Below are 17,742 nucleotides of genomic sequence, written 5' to 3'. Positions count from 1 at the left end.
ATTTGATAAATTTCTAAATGAAATTAGCTCACTTTCTTGCTGTGTTACTTCTATATTAAAGGGTAGGTTTTCTGGTATGCCTTCTGAAAATGCTATGTTAGACAGCATAAGACTCATGGCCAACAGAATGAAGTTAAACTTTTTCAATTCTAAATCCTTTTAAAATGACTATTTGGCAAGTTTGCATTCTTGTACGTTTTTCATGCCTTCTGTATCAGATACGGCTTTTATGCCTGCGCCACCAACAAAAACACCCATCTTGATATATTGCTCGAAGAAGTAATTTTTACCCCCTTCTGTTTTCACTGTTAAATCATTTTCGCTGAACTCAGATTCGGTCGATAACTTCTGCTCACCAGGATCAACTTCTTTGTAAAAATAAACTTTGTTTGCTGACTCACCAATTAGATTACCATTAATGTAGATATTTTTCTTCAGTGCTTGTCCTGCAAAACTATTACGGTAAATATAGATGCCACTTTTATTTTCAGCCGGTTTTTGGAAGGTTTTTAATTTAGTATCTTCCTCCTTCGATGCCATCGGCACTGAAGCACAACCTGAAAGTAATAGACAAATAGTTAACATGGGGGTAAGTATTTTTTTTAACATCATCAATCCCTTATAAATATTAATCAAAAGTACGTTGCAAACCTTCGGTATCAACTTATACCGATAGGTGTCGCACTATTTTCTGTTATCAAGGAGTGGTGTTGCGCGGGAGAAGCATAGATAAAATATCATCCTGACACAAATTCACACTATAGCGCTGACTAAAGCTCGGTCTAAAAAGGCTTTCTAATCAGCATGCTAAAGTATTCTATCCCTGATGAAGTGCAATATAACTGAAGTTGTAACAATAGGCTACAGGTTTGCAACTTAAGTCTTAAAAATATTTAAAGATGTCAAGTCTTCTGTGCTGATGATTGGTTTTACCCTGATGCTAATATTCCGAACCGTGAGACGCTGAAGCTGATCGTAGTTATTGAGTTGCCTATATCAATATCGCTATGGATAAAACCAACACGAAAAATATAGGCAGCTTATTTAGTAATGGCTTATTGATAGACGCCGCAGGCATAATGTAGTTCATAGCTATGGCTATATATTTCGAGGATATTGCCAAAGGGATCTTCCATATAGATCATGCGGTAAGGTTTTTCGCCTGGATAATAATATCTTGGTGCCTTCATGCGTTTCTTTCCTCCAGCAGCGACAATTTTTTCCGCTAACTCTTCCAGGTTTGGATCTTGAACACAAAAATGGAATACGCCTGTTTTCCAATATTCAAAGTTGTTTTCTGGGTTTACTTGATTGGCAAATTGGAATAGCTCGACGCCAATTCTGTCGCCTGTTGATAAATGAGCAATTTTAAAAGATCCCCAATTGGGACCAAATACATCACTACACATTTCACCAATAGCCGAATTATCCTCGATAATTTCAGTGGGTGGCATGATTAAATACCAACCGAGAACCTCAGTGTAAAATTTAACGGCAGCATCGAGATCGGGAACTGAAATGCCAATATGCGAGAAAGTACGTGGATAAGGTTTGCTCATGTTAACTCCTTACTGAGAATGGAATAAGTACCAATGAAGTTGAACCATCACCGCCTCATTGGGTATAGCGTTAGTGTATGAAGTTGACTTGAATAATAAAAATTATCATTTTTTCTTATTTTGATAATTTATGGTTATTATTGGTGGGGGTAGTCGATTCGGGAATGTTTATGCTTAATCAACAATGGTTAGCCACGTTCGTCACTCTCGTTGAGGTCGGGCACTTTACTCATACGGCTAATAAACTGTTTATGACACAGCCAGGGGTTAGCCAACATATTAAAAAGCTTGAAGAACAAGTCGGTGTGCCGCTATTACTTCGAAAGGGGAAGCGGTTTGAGTTAACAGAGGCCGGAGCCATGCTTTATCAGCATGCCCGACAATATCAGCACGCCGAAACAGAACTGCTCGCTCGTATACAAACGGATAATGCCCATGCGGGTGAGTGCCGATTTGGCTGTTCTGGGGCGATAGCAAGTTTGCTCTATCCGCATTTTATAAAGAGACAAATTCAGTATCCCGGATTGAATGTGATGCTAGAGGCGGCGCCTAACCAACGCATAGTGTCGGGCATTTTAAATAACCAGCTCGATGTGGGCATAGTCACTAAGCGCACAGATGAAGCTGAACTCAGTTATCAAGCCATAGGCTATGCGGAGTTAGCTTTAGTGCTGCCAAGTCAGTATCGAAGTATGCCGTTAGATAGGGAACGCCTTGAACAAATAGGCTTTATTGATCATCCCGATGGACAATATTATCTGCAACAAGTCCTCAGGGCCAATTTTGGCGACGCTGAAGCGACACTCATTGCCCGCGGGAGTAAGCGACACGCGAGTGGCATCGTCCAGCAGATCCCACGTAGGGGATATGTTAATCAGCTCAATCAAATCTTACTGCCAGTCGCTAAAGGCATTGGTTTTACTGTGCTTCCTTTGAGTACGGTCAACGCCTTTATACCTAGGGAGAGTCTATGGGCGGTAGAACTTGAGCAAAAAGTGCAGGAGTCGTTGTATTTAGTGCATAAAAACACTCGACCTTTACCTTCTCGCTTTGAGGCATTTATTGACTTAGCGATTCGTCTGATAGCCAACGAATAGCGGCTAAAAATTCCCTGATGAATGTGATTGTTTGGCTTGTCATACTAAAAATGGCATTGTTTTCAGTATTGATAATTGCAGTTAGAATTTTTATTAGTATTAAGTGCTTCATCGATGAATTTTTTAGTGTATAAAAAATATAGAAATATTTTGCGAATTAAGGCTAAAAAGTGCTGATATTGCTGATAAAAGTCGTGTTCAGTTCTATTCCTTTCGGCATATACCTCTTATACTTAGCCTCAACCCTGTGCCGTAGCACATTCGACTTATTAACGACTCAGTGAATTCTACATGAAGATCCCTTCTCTGCTTGGTAGTTTTATCTTGGTATGCAGCAGTTTAACTGTTGCCGCGACAGCGCATTCAGCCGATTCGGCCTCTGTCACTACAAAAAGCACCGCCACTAAAGCAACTTCTGCTAAAAAAGCCCCTGCTAAGCAGGAGGTGGCAGCTAATAGTGCATTAGTCGTTGATCTTAAAACTAATGAAATTCTCTATTCCAGTAATCCCGATGCCGTAAGGCCCATTGCCTCCGTGACTAAGCTAATGACCGCGATGGTAACCCTAGATGCTAAGTTACCTATGGATGAAAAGCTTACTATCAATATCAATGATACTAAGGAAATGCGCGGCGTATATTCGCGGGTGCGTATTGGCAGTGAAATTAGCCGTAAAGAAATGTTATTGCTGACATTAATGTCATCTGAAAACCGTGCCGCCGCAAGTCTTGCCCACCATTATCCCGGTGGCCATAAAGCTTTTATTAAAGCGATGAATGCTAAGGCGAAAGCCCTAGGGATGAAAAACACTCGCTATGTAGAGCCTACTGGATTGTCAGAGAAGAACGTCTCGAGCGCGCGGGATTTGGTGGTGTTACTAAAGGCTAGCGAAGGCTATCCCATGTTAGGCCAGTTAAGCTCGACCGAAAAGAAAACCGTAACCTTTGGCAAACCAAAGTACAGCCTCGATTTTAGAAATACCAATCGCTTGGTTTATAAAGATAACTGGAATATCCACCTCACGAAAACGGGCTTTACCAATGAAGCAGGGCACTGCTTAGTGATGCGTACCGAAATGGCCAAACGCCAAGTGGCCTTTGTTGTGCTCGATGCCTATGGTAAGTATACCCATATGGCCGATGCTAACCGTTTACGTACTTGGTTAGAAACAGGCAAAGTCACTCCGATCCCCGCGGATGCTAAGCAATATAAGAAGCAGCGCAATCAGCAGCAATTTGCTAAGGTCAGCGAGACCTAAGACAGGCGTTTCCTGCTTATCCATGTCCCGTCACAGGATAGGTTGACCGTTTTTAGGCCAGAATCGTTCTGGCCTTTTTATTGTCATTTTTCTAGCACTTGTGTTGTAGATGATTGATAGGCTTAACTAAAAGTCAATCAATCACACCGTAGAGGGTGCGTTGCGTGGCGATACACCGTATTATTGGCAGGTTTTTCTCTCAAGGATGATATGCGTGTGGCGTTAGTCTTAAAAAAACTCCAGTTGATCTATGTGCCCTTTATACTGCTCTGCCTGCTATTTGTCTCAGGCTACAGCTTGCTCCATTGGTTGTTGATTATCGAGTTCCAACTGCTGAGCATTGACGAATCGATTATCAATTTCTGGCTGCCGCTGATATTGCCTTGGCCCTTGCTGTTTTTCTACTTAAGACCTCGGCTTAAGTTATTCCGCTTTACCAAGAGTAATAGCCGTTTTATCTATTTTGTGATTGCCGTGCTGTTGCTAGCCGTGCCCACTATCGTGGCGCAGGAATACCTTAATAGCGCAACGGGCAAGTTGACTCAACTCGAGTCCATCAATGCACTATTACACCAGCCGCAAACCAAGTATTACCAATTAAATCAGTTTTATATCGATAAAAAACATATCGGCGTACAGCGCAATATTGAGCCGATTGGCAAGGGTAATAGTGAGCTGCGTATGAGCCTGTATATTGCGATGCCGATTTTTGCTAAACGTAACGAGAGTTGGTTGGTCGGTGCTAAAGCCTTGGCATGGTATGGCAAAGTTTATGAGAAAACGATCAGTAATAGACTCGAACCGCAGCAGAAAGAAGCGCTATTTCAAGAGTTTATTCATCAGAGTCAGCAGGATTTTAATGCCTTTAAGCCTGAAGACTTTGTCTATCTTGACCGTATCGGCCCGTCGACCCGCTACACTCAGCTACTGACCGCTGCTCAAAAAAGCGCAGTATATTTCGATGGTTATCAAACTGTCTTGATGCCAGTGAATAAGCCCTTCGAGGCGCGTAATGGCCATAAATTAGCGTGGATTATCGCCTGGTTAAGCTTTGCTGCCATTGTGTGGTTACTGATGAGCTTGATGCTAAAACTGGACGAGACACAGGCATCTCAGGCTTTGGTGGCGCAGCTAAGCATAGAAAAACCTAAGGCAGAGCTTTATGGCTTTTTGGCTGAATTTAAACCTCGGCAGGGTTTTGTTATCACGCCAATCTTGCTTTATATCAATAGCTTGATATTTATGTTGATGGCCTTTGCTAGCCAGCACTTTATCGCCTTTCCAAACAGTCTGTTGCTCGATTGGGGCGCAAACCTTCGCCAGTTGGTTTTGGATCAACAAGTTTGGCGGTTGATCAGCAATGTGTTTTTACATGGCGGCCTGATGCATTTGGTTTTTAACTTATACGGACTGTTTTTTGCGGGGATGTTTTTGGAGCCTCTGCTGGGTAAATGGCGTTTACTCGGGGTCTATTTATGTTGTGGTTTAGTGGCGAGCATTGCCAGTATTAGCTGGTATGAGGCGATGATCAGTATCGGTGCCTCGGGCGCCATTATGGGATTATTTGGGGTGTTGATCATGTGGATTTGGTTGGGCTTATTGCCCTTGGCGGACAATATGCCACTCGCCCTGAATCTGACCCTATTTGTTACTGCAAGTCTTGTGATGGGGCTCTTTGGCGGCGTGGATAATGCCGCGCATCTTGGCGGTTTGGGCTGTGGATTATTGCTTGGGAGCCTGCTACGGCCAAATAAGATGCAACCGTAGGCCAATAAAAAGCCGAGGTAAATCCTCGGCTAATGGGTTTTACTATTAAATGTAAGCGCTATTTAGGCGTGCTCAAACATCAGGAAAAGGTACACAATAAACAGCACTATATGGGTCGCACCATGGAGAGCATTGGTTCTACCGCTGCTAAAACTGACTTTGCAGACCATTAAACTTGTGGCTAAAAGCACCATATCCGCCGCAGAAAGGCCTAAGTGTACCTCTTGATTTATCACACTTCCGACAATCAATACTGCGGGCACGGTGAGAGCTATGGTGGCGAGCACTGAACCAAAATAGAGGTTCATCGCCCGCTGCAGTTGATTATTGAGTGCAGCCTTAAAGCCACCTACGGCCTCTGGAGATAAGATCAAACAGGCGACAATAAAGCCCCCCAGTGCTGGCGGCGCCCCGAGAGAGGCCACGCTGTAATTAATGGGCATAGCAAGGGTTTTGGCGAGCAGAATCACCACCAGCAAATAACCAATCAACAGCATAGTGTGGTAGATATTACTGCGCAGTATGCCGTGATGCTCTTCGTGGTCCTCGTGGTCGGCATCGACAAAGAAGTGGCTATGGCTCTTAGTTTGGATCACCAAAAAGATGCCATAGAGCAAAATCGAGATGATGATGAGCATCCAAGACATGGGCTTGGACATGCTGCCAATGGTGCCGCCCTCTGTAAAGTTAGGTAGCACTAAACAGAGCAGGGCGAGGGGAATAATCGCCACTAAATAGGATTTCACCCCATCTAAATTAAAGTGCTGGGTATGATAGCGCCAGCCACCAAGTAGCAGAGTGATACCAACTAAGCCATTGGTAATAATCATGACTACGGCAAACATGGTATCCCTTGCCATCACTGGATTTGGCTCGCCCGTTAACATCACCGAAGAAATCATCACCACTTCGAGTGAAATTACCGACAGGGTTAAAATCAAAGTACCGTAAGGATCACCGAGCTTGATGGCAAGCGCATCCGAGTGACGCACCACGGAGAAAATCGCCCAAGTTACCACTCCGAGTAGGGCAAGTGAAACGGGAATATAGGTTGAGAGAGCCGTGCCATCGGCGAGCAAACTATCACCGCCAGTCTTGAAGAATGCTAACGTGAGTATTCCGAGTAGCAGGGCAAATTCGTCTTTGATAAATGTCTTCATAGGCAGTTGATCCAAAGCGGAAAAAGGCCGTTAGTATAGACATTGGTTATGGCACACTTTGCATGAATATTCTTTTAGATTTGGGGTTAGGCATAAAATTTTGAGCGAGATCGCTTTTTTATTCAAAACCCCAGTTATCGATTAATACCTTTTGCTTAGCCGATTTTGCGAGTCACAAACTAGGCAAACTGCATGCAAGCTAACGCAATTTCTTAGCCATGGTGCTCGGTATTGATCAACTTGCCGAGCTGATCGTAATGATTCCAATCTCCCGCTTGGCGATCGGCAAGATAACTGCCTTCACTGCGTTTTTCGCCATTGGGCCAAAACTGTTGCCATAAACCTTCCCGGCGATCCTTCAGATAAGTGCCTTGTTCGGCGAGTTTGCCATTAACATGGTAATAGCTAGCTTCGCCTTCTTTCTGACCCTTTAGCCAAGTTTCACTCAGTTTAGGGTTACCATTTTGGTGGTATTCCCTGCGCTCGCCGTCGAGTTCGCCTTTTGTGTATTGGGCTTCGAGTTTGAGCTGGCCATTGCTGTAATACTCTTTGCTGCTGCCATGCTGCTGATTATCTAAAAATTCGCTGCTGGCGGCTAAAATGCCATCCTCATACCAGCTTTCCCATAATCCTGTTTGCAGGCCTTTATCCATAGTGCCGCTAAGTTTAAGCTGGCCATTATTGGGATAATATTCGGCATAGGTGCCCGTTTTATCATTGCTATCATAGGTTTCTAAGCGATAAACCACTTGTTTAAAGCTGTAGTACTCGCTAGTGCCGTGGCGTTTATTATCTTTCCAGTAGGTTTTTTGGCTGATATTGCCCTCGGGGATCGCGCCGTAGGTTGGATCTTTGGCTTCATAGCGGTAATCAATCCACAGGCCAGTTTTTTGATTATCCTCGTATTGGCCGGTGACGCGGCGGCGACCTTGGTAATATTCGGCGTAATCGCCATTGAGTTTGCCGTTAACAAAGGTTTGTTCTTTTTGCTTAAGGCCAGAAGCATATTGGACCCAAAGGCCTTCTTTTAAGCCTGCTTTATATTCGCCTTCTTCATTAAGGTCGCCATTGTAGTACCAGCGACTAAAGTGGCCGTCTAGGGGATAACTATTACTGTTATCCGCTTTGCTGCGGGCATAGTGAGCAAGTTCTTTCGGTTTGCCATTATCATAAAAAGACTCGTATTTACCGACCCAAGCGCCCTCGATACGCTCGCCGCGCTCATTGGCTGTGCCATCTTGGTAAAAGGATTCAGAGCGGCCGGTGAGTTTGCCATCGACATAAACATCTAAGCTGCGGAGCTGGCCATTGGTGTGGTAACGGCGAAATTCTCCGTCACGTTGACCTAGCTTCCATACCTCTGCGGTTTGCAGTTTACCGCCGTTATAGCGCTCAAATAATCCATCCTTTAAGCCCATGTTGTAGCTGCTTTTTTCGATAAGATTACCGTCCGCATCATATCGCTCTGAAGGGCCGTGCAACGGATATTGACCATTATCAGCCAGTTGCGAGTCCTGGTAGGTGCGCAGTTCTTTAAGTTGGCCATTAGGGTGAAAGTACTTTTGCACGCCTGCGAGCATATCCTGCTTGTAGTTCAAATCGCTGGTCAGTACGCCCTCAAGGCTAAAGTACTGCTGGCGTCCCTCTAACACATCATTGAGGTATTGCTCTTCGACTTGGAGTTTGCCCAGTTCATTAAATTGCTGGCACTTACCGTGGCGCAGCCCCGCTTGATAGTGGCACAGGCTCGCCAGTTCACCACTGGGGTAGAAGGTGCGTTCTTCACCCTCAAGTTTATCAAGATTAAATTGGCTAGCACTGGCTTTGGTGCCGTCATCGAAAAAGGTTTCCCATAATCCTTGGCGACGACCATCAGCATCAAAACGGCCGCTTACGACCACTTGGCCTTCGGAGTTTTGTTCAAGATAGGGGCCGGTGAGTTGGTTATTGGCGTAGGTTTGGCTTTGGGAGAGGGTGCCGTTTTCATAAAAGCTTTCCCATTTGCCGTGGCGAAGGTTATCAAGATAACTTTCTTGTGCCTGCAATTTACCGCTGGGGAAGAAGCGCTTAACTTGGGATTTTTGGCCATTTTGGTAGACAGTGCTTTGGTTAACATGGCCGTTGGGGCTAAATTCTTTCCATTCGCCAACGGGGACGCCCTTAGCAAATTGTTGTTCTTCGGTTATCGTGCCATCTAAGTCGAACAGCCGCCAAGTACCATCTTGGTAGCCCTGTTGGTAATTACCTTCAACGATTCTGCTGTTATTAGTATGAAATACTTGCCATTTCCCATTCGGTATCCCCTGCGAAAATTGCCCTAAGGTATAGCCTTGGTTATCGCGAACGATGGCGATATCGCCATTTAACGGCATGCCAGTGGCGAGATTGTAATAGCTGGGGATCCCGTTCTGCTGGCGGATTTCGACCATCATGGAAGATAGATTTTGCGCTGCCAGAGCATGGACACTGACTAGGCTGGCTGCGACAGTCGAGAGGCTGATAAAGCGAAATGGCGTATAGAACATGCTGATTCCTTGCTCTGGGTCTTAAGGCCAAGGTATGTGCGGCCTATGTAAGAATCCTAATTTTAATTATCTATTGCGCTGTGCACTCAATGCAGTGCACAGCGTCTAGGCTTAAGCTAAAACGTTGAGAAAACAGGGTCAGGAGTCACTACCGGCGGCGGTGTTTCCTGATTTAAAAACTGGCCATGATTGTAGCGATTAATCACCTCTATCCAGCCATGCTCCTCAAACTCGTATTGCTTACCATCAAGCCTGCCCTGATCGTCATAATTGGCGATTTGGAGCACATAATCCTCAGATGAGCGCAGTTCCCAATGGCCGACTTGTTTACCTTGATCGAAGCGACCATACCAATAACGTCTTTCAGGATTGGGTATTGGGCGGAAGCCGTACTCACCATCGGTAAATATCCAATCGCCATCCTGTTGACCATTGCGGTATACGCCTTTTTCATACAGTTGACCATTGTTGGCATAACGTTGCACTAAGCCGTCGGGGTTGCCATGATTAAAGTTTATTAATTCAAGCAGTTGCCCTGAACTTGTCTCATTACGAAACTCGCCATGGAGTTCACCATTGTCATCATAGCTAAAGGTGAGGCTGGCATCTTCTTGCTGCTTCTTCCATTTGCCCGAGGGCTTGTCATTGGTATATTGCCCCTGTTCAGCCACCCAACGCTTACCCGTTTCATGGTCGAATTTCACCATTTCATAGGGGCCTTCACGCTTGCCTGCGTTAAAATGCTCGCGGGTGATAACGTCTGTGCCACTTCGGCTCTTGACGGATTCGACATACAAGCCAGTCAATTTTTTATCGAGTTCCTCGCGACGATTCACTAATTCGCCTTGCTCGTAGTCTTCGCTAAGTGACCAGTTTTTGAGTAGATCGTTTTCTGTGCTCTCAATCAGTTGGCCTTTACTAAAGCGCTGCTGTTTACGATAAACCCAACGATTACCTTGGTATTTGCTGTCGGTGGTTTTTTTAATTTGCCCTTGTTCATCGTATTCAATGGCTTGGAGGGCATCACCTTTATCGTTAGTCAGTTCCTTTAATTGGATCTGACCATTCTCATAGTAAGTTAGTTGCTCACCAACCTTATAATCAGCTTGATATTGGTAATGGCGTTTGACGTTGCCATTGTCAAAATACTCAAAATAGTCACCGTGCCTTTTGTCTTTAACATACTCTTGGGTCGAGATGACTTGCCCATTTAGGCCCCAAGTGGTCTCAGTTCCTTGCAATAGACCATCAACGCGATGCTCTTCACGATTAAGTTTGCCAAGATTAAAATATTGACTCACGCAGGTTGGGTCATTGCAGATCTTGGCGGTGACTTCACCTTCGGGGCCAAAATGTTCGCTGATGCCGACTTCTTGGCCATCTTTAAAGGTGGTTTTGTAGCGGATATTGCCACCATTCCAATAACCCGTTTCTAGACCTTGTTTCACACCATTTTCATAGTGCGATTCAACATACAGTTGGCCAGTGGCAATGTATTTTTTAAGCAAGCCATGAAGTTGGCCTTGCTCGTTACGAAAGCCTTGCTCGTACGGCTTGCCATCCTCAAAGTAACATTGATATGCACCGCGAAATTGTTCGCTGGTGAGTTTGTTACCGATCTTGTTATCGGCGAGGGCACTGGCGCAAAAAAGCATATCTTTGTTTTTGTAATAAACCTCAGCCTTATAATGGCCGTCGATCACTTCGGTCGATTGTTTTAGATAGTACTGAGCCTGTTTTTCATCTTTGACAACCTTCCAATGGGCATCGAGTAACACCTTTTCCGCATTGGCATGGGTACTGATAAGTACGAGTGCTCCTAGGAGCAGTTTTACAGTAAATGGACGCATAACCGCTCCTTAAGGCAAAGGTTTAAAGGTGAATTCATAGGGGATATCGCTGGGTTCTTTGGCTATCGTCATATAACTCACCTTGGCGGCTGGGCCTGCAACACTCAAATAGCGCCCATCGACTAGCACCTCGTTAATCGGCAGCTGAGTATTTTCGGGGAGTCGAATGGTTAACAGATTGCCTTGGGCATCTTCGACCTTAAAGTAATTGTTAAGATTGCTACTCGGCTCATTGCCATATCCCGTTTGCGTCAGCCAAGATTGTAAATCGATTAACCAAGGGCGGTCTGTCGCGGCCAGTTCTAAAGGCTGCCAACTGATATCACCTTGGCAACGGATCTTACCCTTGATCTGTTTATCGTAGAAAAACTGCCGCACATGATCCGGAGTCATCAACATATAGGCACTGCCGCTTAGGGCATTGGGAACAAACTGCCAAGTGACGGGATTTTTACCCTCATTAAAACCTTGTTCTATTTCAGGTTTACAGGCTGTCGCCAAAGCCGCTGACATGGGAATAGATAGATTATGGCCATTGTCAGACACCAGTTTTATCCCTTGGATCGTATTGACCTCATTTTTAGCGCTATCTAGCGTCGGATTGGTGAAGCTACCTAGGCTGGCGTTACCAAATTCGGTGGGAGGATTTGCCAGATTTTTGTTGTACTCGGTAAATTGTACAAAGCGAATCGTCTTGGTTTGAGTCAACTCCGGCTGGGGTTGTTTCTCGATTAACACCACGGTTTTTGGGGTCTCATCGAGCTTGAGTAACAGTGCGTTGCTGGTGAGGTGATGTGGCTCATCGGCCCCAATTAATTGCTCTAGCAGTTCCTTTTCGGTCGCCGTTAACCAGGAGGGATAATTACCTTCGCGACGGGCCTCCGCGATCATGCCTTTAAACTGCTGGAAAGGCAGGTTAATACTCTGATCCTCACTCTGTTTTGATATGACTTTAAACAGTTTCGCCTCGGCATCGAGCACCTGGATTGTTAGGCTGGCATCGCCAAAGGTGTAAGGTGTTGCCAGCAATTCATCCCACGACTTTTCGACGATCTTATTCGTCTGTGGGATAAGCGTTAGCTTGGCATTAATATGGTCTATCTGCTTGAGTTTATTCGCAGTGTTATCCCACCCCGTCGCAATAATATCGGTTGCAGATTCAATCGAGGGATTATAATTCCTCGCCCAACCTCTACCGTGCTGCCAGAAGTGAATGTCAATCGGTTTACCGTTAGCATCAAAGGCGCTTAAGTCCTCATAACGTACATCGGCTTCCACATATTGCGGGCTCATATTGTGGACAAAGCGCAATTGCAGATCTTCAGGGGTATCAGTACCCCAAGGGCCAACATTATCTAAAATACCTTGCTGCTCAGGTAATAAGGATTTAATAAATGCCTCATTATTGGGGCGATACTCCTGCGGTACCTCGCTAATGCGGTATAGCTCCTTTTGTTGATCATCCCTATCGCGCTCAGCATCAAATCTATCATCGGCATGCCATAGCGTGCTCATGATATACGGCCTATCCTTAGTCGCCATCACGGTACGGTGGGTGAAAGTGCTGCCTTGGCGTTCTTCCCGTTGAAAAAACGCCATGCTCTCTAACCAACCGGTTTTACGGTTAACTTCTAACTTGCCATAGGCCTTATACTTGCCTTTTTCACCTTGTAACACGGCGATTAATTTATCTTCACTGACCTGCTCAACCGTCCAAGTTAAGCGCCCATCCATGGGGGCGCTTGTGCTGTAACCAACGCGAGGCTCAAGCGCTACAGGCAAGGTTGGGGCTTGTTTAAACAAGTTATTAAGATTTTGCCAGCGCTCAAATAACTCCTTGATATCTTTTTGATCCATCTTGGCAATGGGGGTTAATTGACGGACTTCACCATTGTTAAATTCCACATTAAAGCCATCTTTAACCAACTGAGCGATTTCATTAGATTTGGCTTTTGGGTCGATATTACTTACCGGGATCGGCATGCCATAATCGCTAATTTGCAGCAGGTTAGGTTGGATAAAAAAGCGGGCATTATGGGTTAGTGGTGTGGTTAAGCTGGCCGCCTTACCTTCTGTATCTTGTAACTGGTAATCCAGCAGCAATCGTGCCTGCAACACTTTACGAGTTTCGAAACCATCGTTGAGGTGTGAAGTAGAAATAATCTGATACTCGCGCGAAGCGGGAATACTTGCTGACTTATCAGAAACCTGATTATCGCAAGCCGTTAACCCAAGCGTGAGCGTGACAGTGGTACAAAGTACCCTGCATATCCCTATAGCCATTTGAACTCCATTAGTAACTTATGTTATTGAAATGTAATGATATTAGTATGTTGTTTGGCGACATTATACACAAAAATGCCCCTAGGGAATAAAAAGCTCACGCCAATTTGGGCGCATGATCAACCATAAATTGGCTATTGATGAGTGGAGAATTATTAAATAGGCGGCACAAAGCTAATTGCCCTGATAAGCTCTCATCCTTTACTCTTGGTAAGGCCGCTAGATAACTCACAAGCTAGGGAATATAAACCAGTGGTTAGCTTGTTAAATGGAGAAAGAACGATGAGCCCAGATCATAAGCCAGAACTAACCACACCACCTTTCCCTGTCATTCCTCAGGAAGCCTTTGACTGGTATGACGAATATGCCCACGGCATTATCGACCGCCGTGAGTTTATGGCTCGCCTTGCGGGCCTAGTGGCACTGGGTTTTACCATGACCACGCTGACGGGCGCACTAATGCCTAATTACGCCTTAGCCGAGCAAGTCTCCTTTAACGATCCCAGCATTCAAGCCAGTTATGTGAAATTTCCATCCCCCGATGGTTATGGTGAAGGTCGCGGTTATTTAGTCTTGCCAAACGCGTTGCTGATCCCAGGCCAAAAGGCGGGCGATCCTAAGACCTTAGATCTCAGTAAAAAAGCCCCTGTGGTATTGGTGGTGCACGAGAACCGAGGCTTAAATCCCTATATCGAAGATGTGGCCCGCCGCTTAGCGGCCAAGGGTTATATCGTCTTTGCCCCCGATGCGCTTTACAGCCTTGGTGGATATCCTGGTAATGATGATGCGGGCCGCGCCATGCAAGCGAGCCTTGATAGAGCTAAAATCGAGCAGGACTTTATCGCCGCCGCGCATTTTTTAAGGGCGCACCCGCAGAGTAATGGCAAACTCGGTGCCGTCGGTTTCTGCTTTGGTGGTTATATCGTCAATATGCTCGCCGCCACCATTCCCGATGAGCTTGCGGCAGGCGTGCCTTTTTATGGCACACCCGCAGCAACTGAGCTGCGTAGCCGCGTGAAAGGCCCGTTGATGTTGCAATTTGCCGCATTAGATCAACGGATTAACGATACATGGGCCGAGTATGAAACCCAATTAAAGGCCAATAAAGCCGAGTATATTGCCTACCTTTATCCGAATGTGAATCACGGTTTCCATAACGATTCCACCGCCCGTTATGATGAGCAAACGGCTGAGCTCGCATGGACAAGAACCTTAGATTTTTTTGGTAAACATTTACTCGTATAAGTCCATTTGGCGCTATTGCAACGCTTGAAAGGTGGATGTTTCTTGTGTTACCAACTTGTAGGTGATTCATTGTTTTATACGCGAGTGGGATCAAAATACTTGCTATCAGTTCCCATCTCGCTAGAATGCCCGCTCGAATACCTTTAAGTAGAGGCGCGCTGCCTATGACTACTTGTGCGGAGGGTGATGCCGCAGATGTACAAGGAAAGGAGTCAGCGCCGAAGTAGCCAGGTCATCAAACCGAGCTGCTGGTTTTGCATCAAATAGGTGCAAGACTGCCATAGTCATCCACTATGGAGCGCTACCTGAAGGGGCTGAGGAGTAATACCTCCCTATAGGTTTTGTTTCTTTATCCTCTCGGTAGATCTCCACCCGTTTTTTGGTGAAAAGAGATCATGGACATTAGTCATTTTGCTGACTCAGGTTGGTCAGTACTTCCCCCTTTGTTAGCCGTCGCCTTGGCGATCATCACACGTCGCGTACTGTTATCCCTTGGCGTAGGGATTGTGGCCGGCAGTTTGTTGCTCAATCAGTTTTCTCCCCTTGATTCATTGCACTATATGTTCAATACCGTGCTGAAGATTTTTTGGGTCGATGGCGCACTTAATCGCGACAATATCAATATGTTGCTGTTTATGTTGTTGCTTGGCGGACTCATTAGTCTGATGACGGTTTCTGGCGCCACCCGCGCCTTTGCCGAGTGGGCAGCTAAGCGCGCTAAGACCCGTCGCGGCGCGAAAGGCTTAACTGGCGTGATGGTGTTTGCGTTTTTTATTGACGACTTTTTTCATAGTTTGTCGGTTGGCGCCATTTGCCGTCCGGTGACTGATCGCTTTCAAATCTCCCGCGCTAAACTGGCTTATCTTTTAGATTCTACCGCTGCGCCCGTGTGCGTATTGATGCCCATCTCTTCTTGGGGCGCTTATATTATCGCGCTTATCGGTGGCATTATGGCCGCCCACGGCATTAGCGAGCAAAGTCCAATCTCAGCCTTTGTTGAGATGATCCCGATGAATCTGTATGCCGTGTTTACCCTGTTGATGGTGCTGGTGGTGATTATCTTTCAAATGGATATCGGCCCGATGCGTAAACATGAAGCATGGGCGCTGGAGGGGAAGCTTTGGGATCCGTCTAAGCCTCGTCCAATCGGCTTAGATATGGAAAGCCCTGAAGAAAGTAACGGTGGCATGATCGATATGGTATTGCCGATCCTAACCCTCACCGGCGCGACCGTGTATTTTATGATTTCCTCTGGTGCGGCAGTATTGGATGAAAAAGGGCTGCCATTTAGCGTACTTGGCTCCTTTGAAAACACCAATGTGGGCTCCTCGCTAGTGTATGGCGCGCTGTGCAGCTTGGCGGTGTCAATTCTGCTTGCGCTGCGGTTAAAATTGGGCGCTAAAAACTGGCTTAAAGCCGCCCCGCAAGGCGTGATGGCCATGTTACCCGCCATTAATATTTTGCTGTTTGCCTGGGCGATTGGTGCGGTTGTTCGCGATGTTGAGACAGGCAAATATCTGGCCTCCCTCGCCAACGGTAACTTACCAATGGAAGTGTTGCCTGCGGTGGTGTTTGTGTTGTCCTGCGCCATGGCATTTGCCACCGGAACCAGTTGGGGCACCTTTGGTATTATGTTGCCACTGGCCGGCGACATGGCCGCTGCCAGCGATATCGCGTTAATGCTGCCAATGCTTGCCGCAGTGCTTGCGGGCTCAGTGTTTGGCGATCATAGCTCGCCGATTTCCAGCACCAGTATTTTGTCGGCCACGGGGGCAGGTTGCCACCATATTGACCATGTGATGACCCAGCTACCCTATGCCTTAGCCATCGCCTTTGGCGCCACCTTAGGCTATTTGGCCATGGGGATTATGCATTCAACCTTAGCTGGATTCGCCGTAAGCGCCCTGTGGTTTGTGCTCTTCACTGCTTATCATCTGCGTAAAACGAAAAATCAGCCTTTGTTAGCTACGGCATAAGGCACTTTTACACGCTATCAACCAGGGGCCCACGGGCCCCTTGGTTTTTTGTGGGCTTGAGTAAGCCTGCATCCATTCAAATAAACTTAAGTCATCACTTAACTATCTAATTTGTAATGTGAAAGTGGTAGACAGATGTTAAACAGAACGTTATCTTAGGTTTTTAACAAGGATGAAACTTAATCGTGACCTCGATTCAGTTCACTTGCATCAGGAAGATGTATCTTTATTTCGCGAGAACACCTCCTGAACAATATGCGATAAGTCTCTAGATGCTAGATGCTAGATGCTAGATGCTAGATGCTAGATGCTAGATGCTAGATGCTAGATGCTAGATGCTAGATGCTAGATGCTAGATGCTAGATGCTAGATTCTAGATTCTATAAAAGCATTACAGCAGTGTAATCCCTTGGCTAATGGGTGTTAGCCAAGTGCGGTAGCCATGGAAAGATTTTTGTCGGTTCACAAAGTAGTGAACTGGTTATTTAGCGGCCTTTCGGCCGAGGTGAATCAAGGTCGTGGGTCTTCAACCCACACCCGACCAAGAGGGGATCAACAGCAATTCCCTCTTGGATCTCCCTTGCCGCCCCCTAACGGAGTTGAAAGCCCCTTGGGCATTAAGCGTTCTTATGCTATCGCGTCAGACGCTCGTCCCTGATTCGACTGGCGCTATCTCGGCATCCATGCCTCGCTCACGCAACGAACGCAAATGCCCTGCGGCAACTCCGAGGGGATGGTGTATTCCTTCGGCTCAGGTGTTATTGGTCGATTGTTAAAGCATAAAAAGTGCCTGTCCGATCTTTTTGATTTTATCCGTTGGAATTGATGATTTTTACGTGAGTATGTTGATTAACTAATAATTATACTGATGTTGGGTGAGGTGTCTGTATGTATAGAAGTATATTAGTGATTTTATCTTTTTTTTCAGTATCAGCTATAGCGGTTGAAAGCCCTTATTCAATTGATAAGACGTATGAAAATAACCTGCCTAAATCATCCTTAAAGGTGGCTTTCTCTGAGGCT

11 protein-coding genes and 1 riboswitch are annotated in these 17,742 nt (G+C 45.8%); of the genes, 5 read left to right on the top strand and 6 right to left on the bottom strand.

The window, feature by feature from the left end; translation table 11 throughout:
• Window positions 1-168: 168 nt before the first annotated feature.
• Both MMG82_RS20065 and MMG82_RS20060 read right to left on the bottom strand, forming a co-directional pair.
• A complete protein-coding gene (locus MMG82_RS20065) occupies window positions 169-609 on the bottom strand; it encodes a DUF2846 domain-containing protein (protein WP_172587458.1) in 441 nt (146 codons plus the stop codon).
• Window positions 610-1,055: 446 nt separating this feature from the next.
• Window positions 1,056-1,559 (bottom strand): lactoylglutathione lyase family protein, encoded by a 504-nt coding sequence (locus tag MMG82_RS20060; RefSeq protein WP_241407333.1) that lies wholly within the window; start codon window positions 1,557-1,559, stop codon window positions 1,056-1,058.
• Between the two features lie 170 nt (window positions 1,560-1,729).
• Here MMG82_RS20060 and MMG82_RS20055 point away from each other — a divergent pair, with 170 nt between their 5' ends.
• The 3 genes from MMG82_RS20055 to MMG82_RS20045 all read left to right on the top strand — a co-directional run bounded on the left by MMG82_RS20055 (window position 1,730) and on the right by MMG82_RS20045 (window position 5,680).
• Window positions 1,730-2,656, top strand: coding sequence for a LysR family transcriptional regulator (locus tag MMG82_RS20055; protein ID WP_241407332.1), 927 nt, complete (start codon window positions 1,730-1,732; stop codon window positions 2,654-2,656).
• Window positions 2,657-2,947: 291 nt separating this feature from the next.
• The gene (pbpG, locus tag MMG82_RS20050; RefSeq protein WP_037414829.1) at window positions 2,948-3,913 is read left to right on the top strand and encodes a D-alanyl-D-alanine endopeptidase; all 966 of its coding nucleotides are present in this window, start codon (window positions 2,948-2,950) and stop codon (window positions 3,911-3,913) included.
• Between the two features lie 210 nt (window positions 3,914-4,123).
• The gene (locus MMG82_RS20045; RefSeq protein WP_241407331.1) at window positions 4,124-5,680 is read left to right on the top strand and encodes a rhomboid family intramembrane serine protease; all 1,557 of its coding nucleotides are present in this window, start codon (window positions 4,124-4,126) and stop codon (window positions 5,678-5,680) included.
• A 62-nt stretch (window positions 5,681-5,742) separates the two neighbouring features.
• Here MMG82_RS20045 and MMG82_RS20040 read toward each other — a convergent pair whose 3' ends face one another.
• The 4 genes from MMG82_RS20040 to MMG82_RS20025 all read right to left on the bottom strand — a co-directional run bounded on the left by MMG82_RS20040 (window position 5,743) and on the right by MMG82_RS20025 (window position 13,498).
• Window positions 5,743-6,840 (bottom strand): calcium:proton antiporter, encoded by a 1,098-nt coding sequence (locus tag MMG82_RS20040; protein ID WP_144374778.1) that lies wholly within the window; start codon window positions 6,838-6,840, stop codon window positions 5,743-5,745.
• Between the two features lie 212 nt (window positions 6,841-7,052).
• On the bottom strand, window positions 7,053-9,365 hold the full coding sequence (locus tag MMG82_RS20035; RefSeq protein ID WP_241407330.1) for a hypothetical protein: 2,313 nt from the start codon (window positions 9,363-9,365) through the stop codon (window positions 7,053-7,055).
• A 116-nt stretch (window positions 9,366-9,481) separates the two neighbouring features.
• Window positions 9,482-11,215, bottom strand: a complete 1,734-nt coding sequence (locus tag MMG82_RS20030) for a hypothetical protein (protein WP_241407329.1) — start codon at window positions 11,213-11,215, stop codon at window positions 9,482-9,484.
• A 9-nt stretch (window positions 11,216-11,224) separates the two neighbouring features.
• On the bottom strand, window positions 11,225-13,498 hold the full coding sequence (locus MMG82_RS20025) for a hypothetical protein (protein WP_241407328.1): 2,274 nt from the start codon (window positions 13,496-13,498) through the stop codon (window positions 11,225-11,227).
• Between the two features lie 282 nt (window positions 13,499-13,780).
• Between MMG82_RS20025 and MMG82_RS20020 the strand changes: the two genes are divergently transcribed.
• Together MMG82_RS20020 and MMG82_RS20015 are read left to right on the top strand one after the other, a co-directional pair.
• A complete protein-coding gene (locus MMG82_RS20020) occupies window positions 13,781-14,743 on the top strand; it encodes a dienelactone hydrolase family protein (protein WP_241407327.1) in 963 nt (320 codons plus the stop codon).
• 140 nt (window positions 14,744-14,883) lie between these two features.
• A riboswitch (Lysine riboswitch) is annotated at window positions 14,884-15,055 on the top strand.
• An 83-nt stretch (window positions 15,056-15,138) separates the two neighbouring features.
• Window positions 15,139-16,719: a Na+/H+ antiporter NhaC family protein gene (locus tag MMG82_RS20015; protein ID WP_144346713.1), complete on the top strand. Its 1,581-nt coding sequence runs from the start codon at window positions 15,139-15,141 to the stop codon at window positions 16,717-16,719.
• Window positions 16,720-17,742: the final 1,023 nt, after the last annotated feature.

Origin of the sequence: Shewanella sp. MM_2022_3, assembly GCF_022557375.1 — a bacterium.
Taxonomy (GTDB): Bacteria; Pseudomonadota; Gammaproteobacteria; order Enterobacterales; family Shewanellaceae; genus Shewanella; species Shewanella xiamenensis.
The sequence above is the reverse complement of the archived record's forward strand: the minus strand, read 5'-3'. Positions and strand labels throughout refer to the sequence as shown.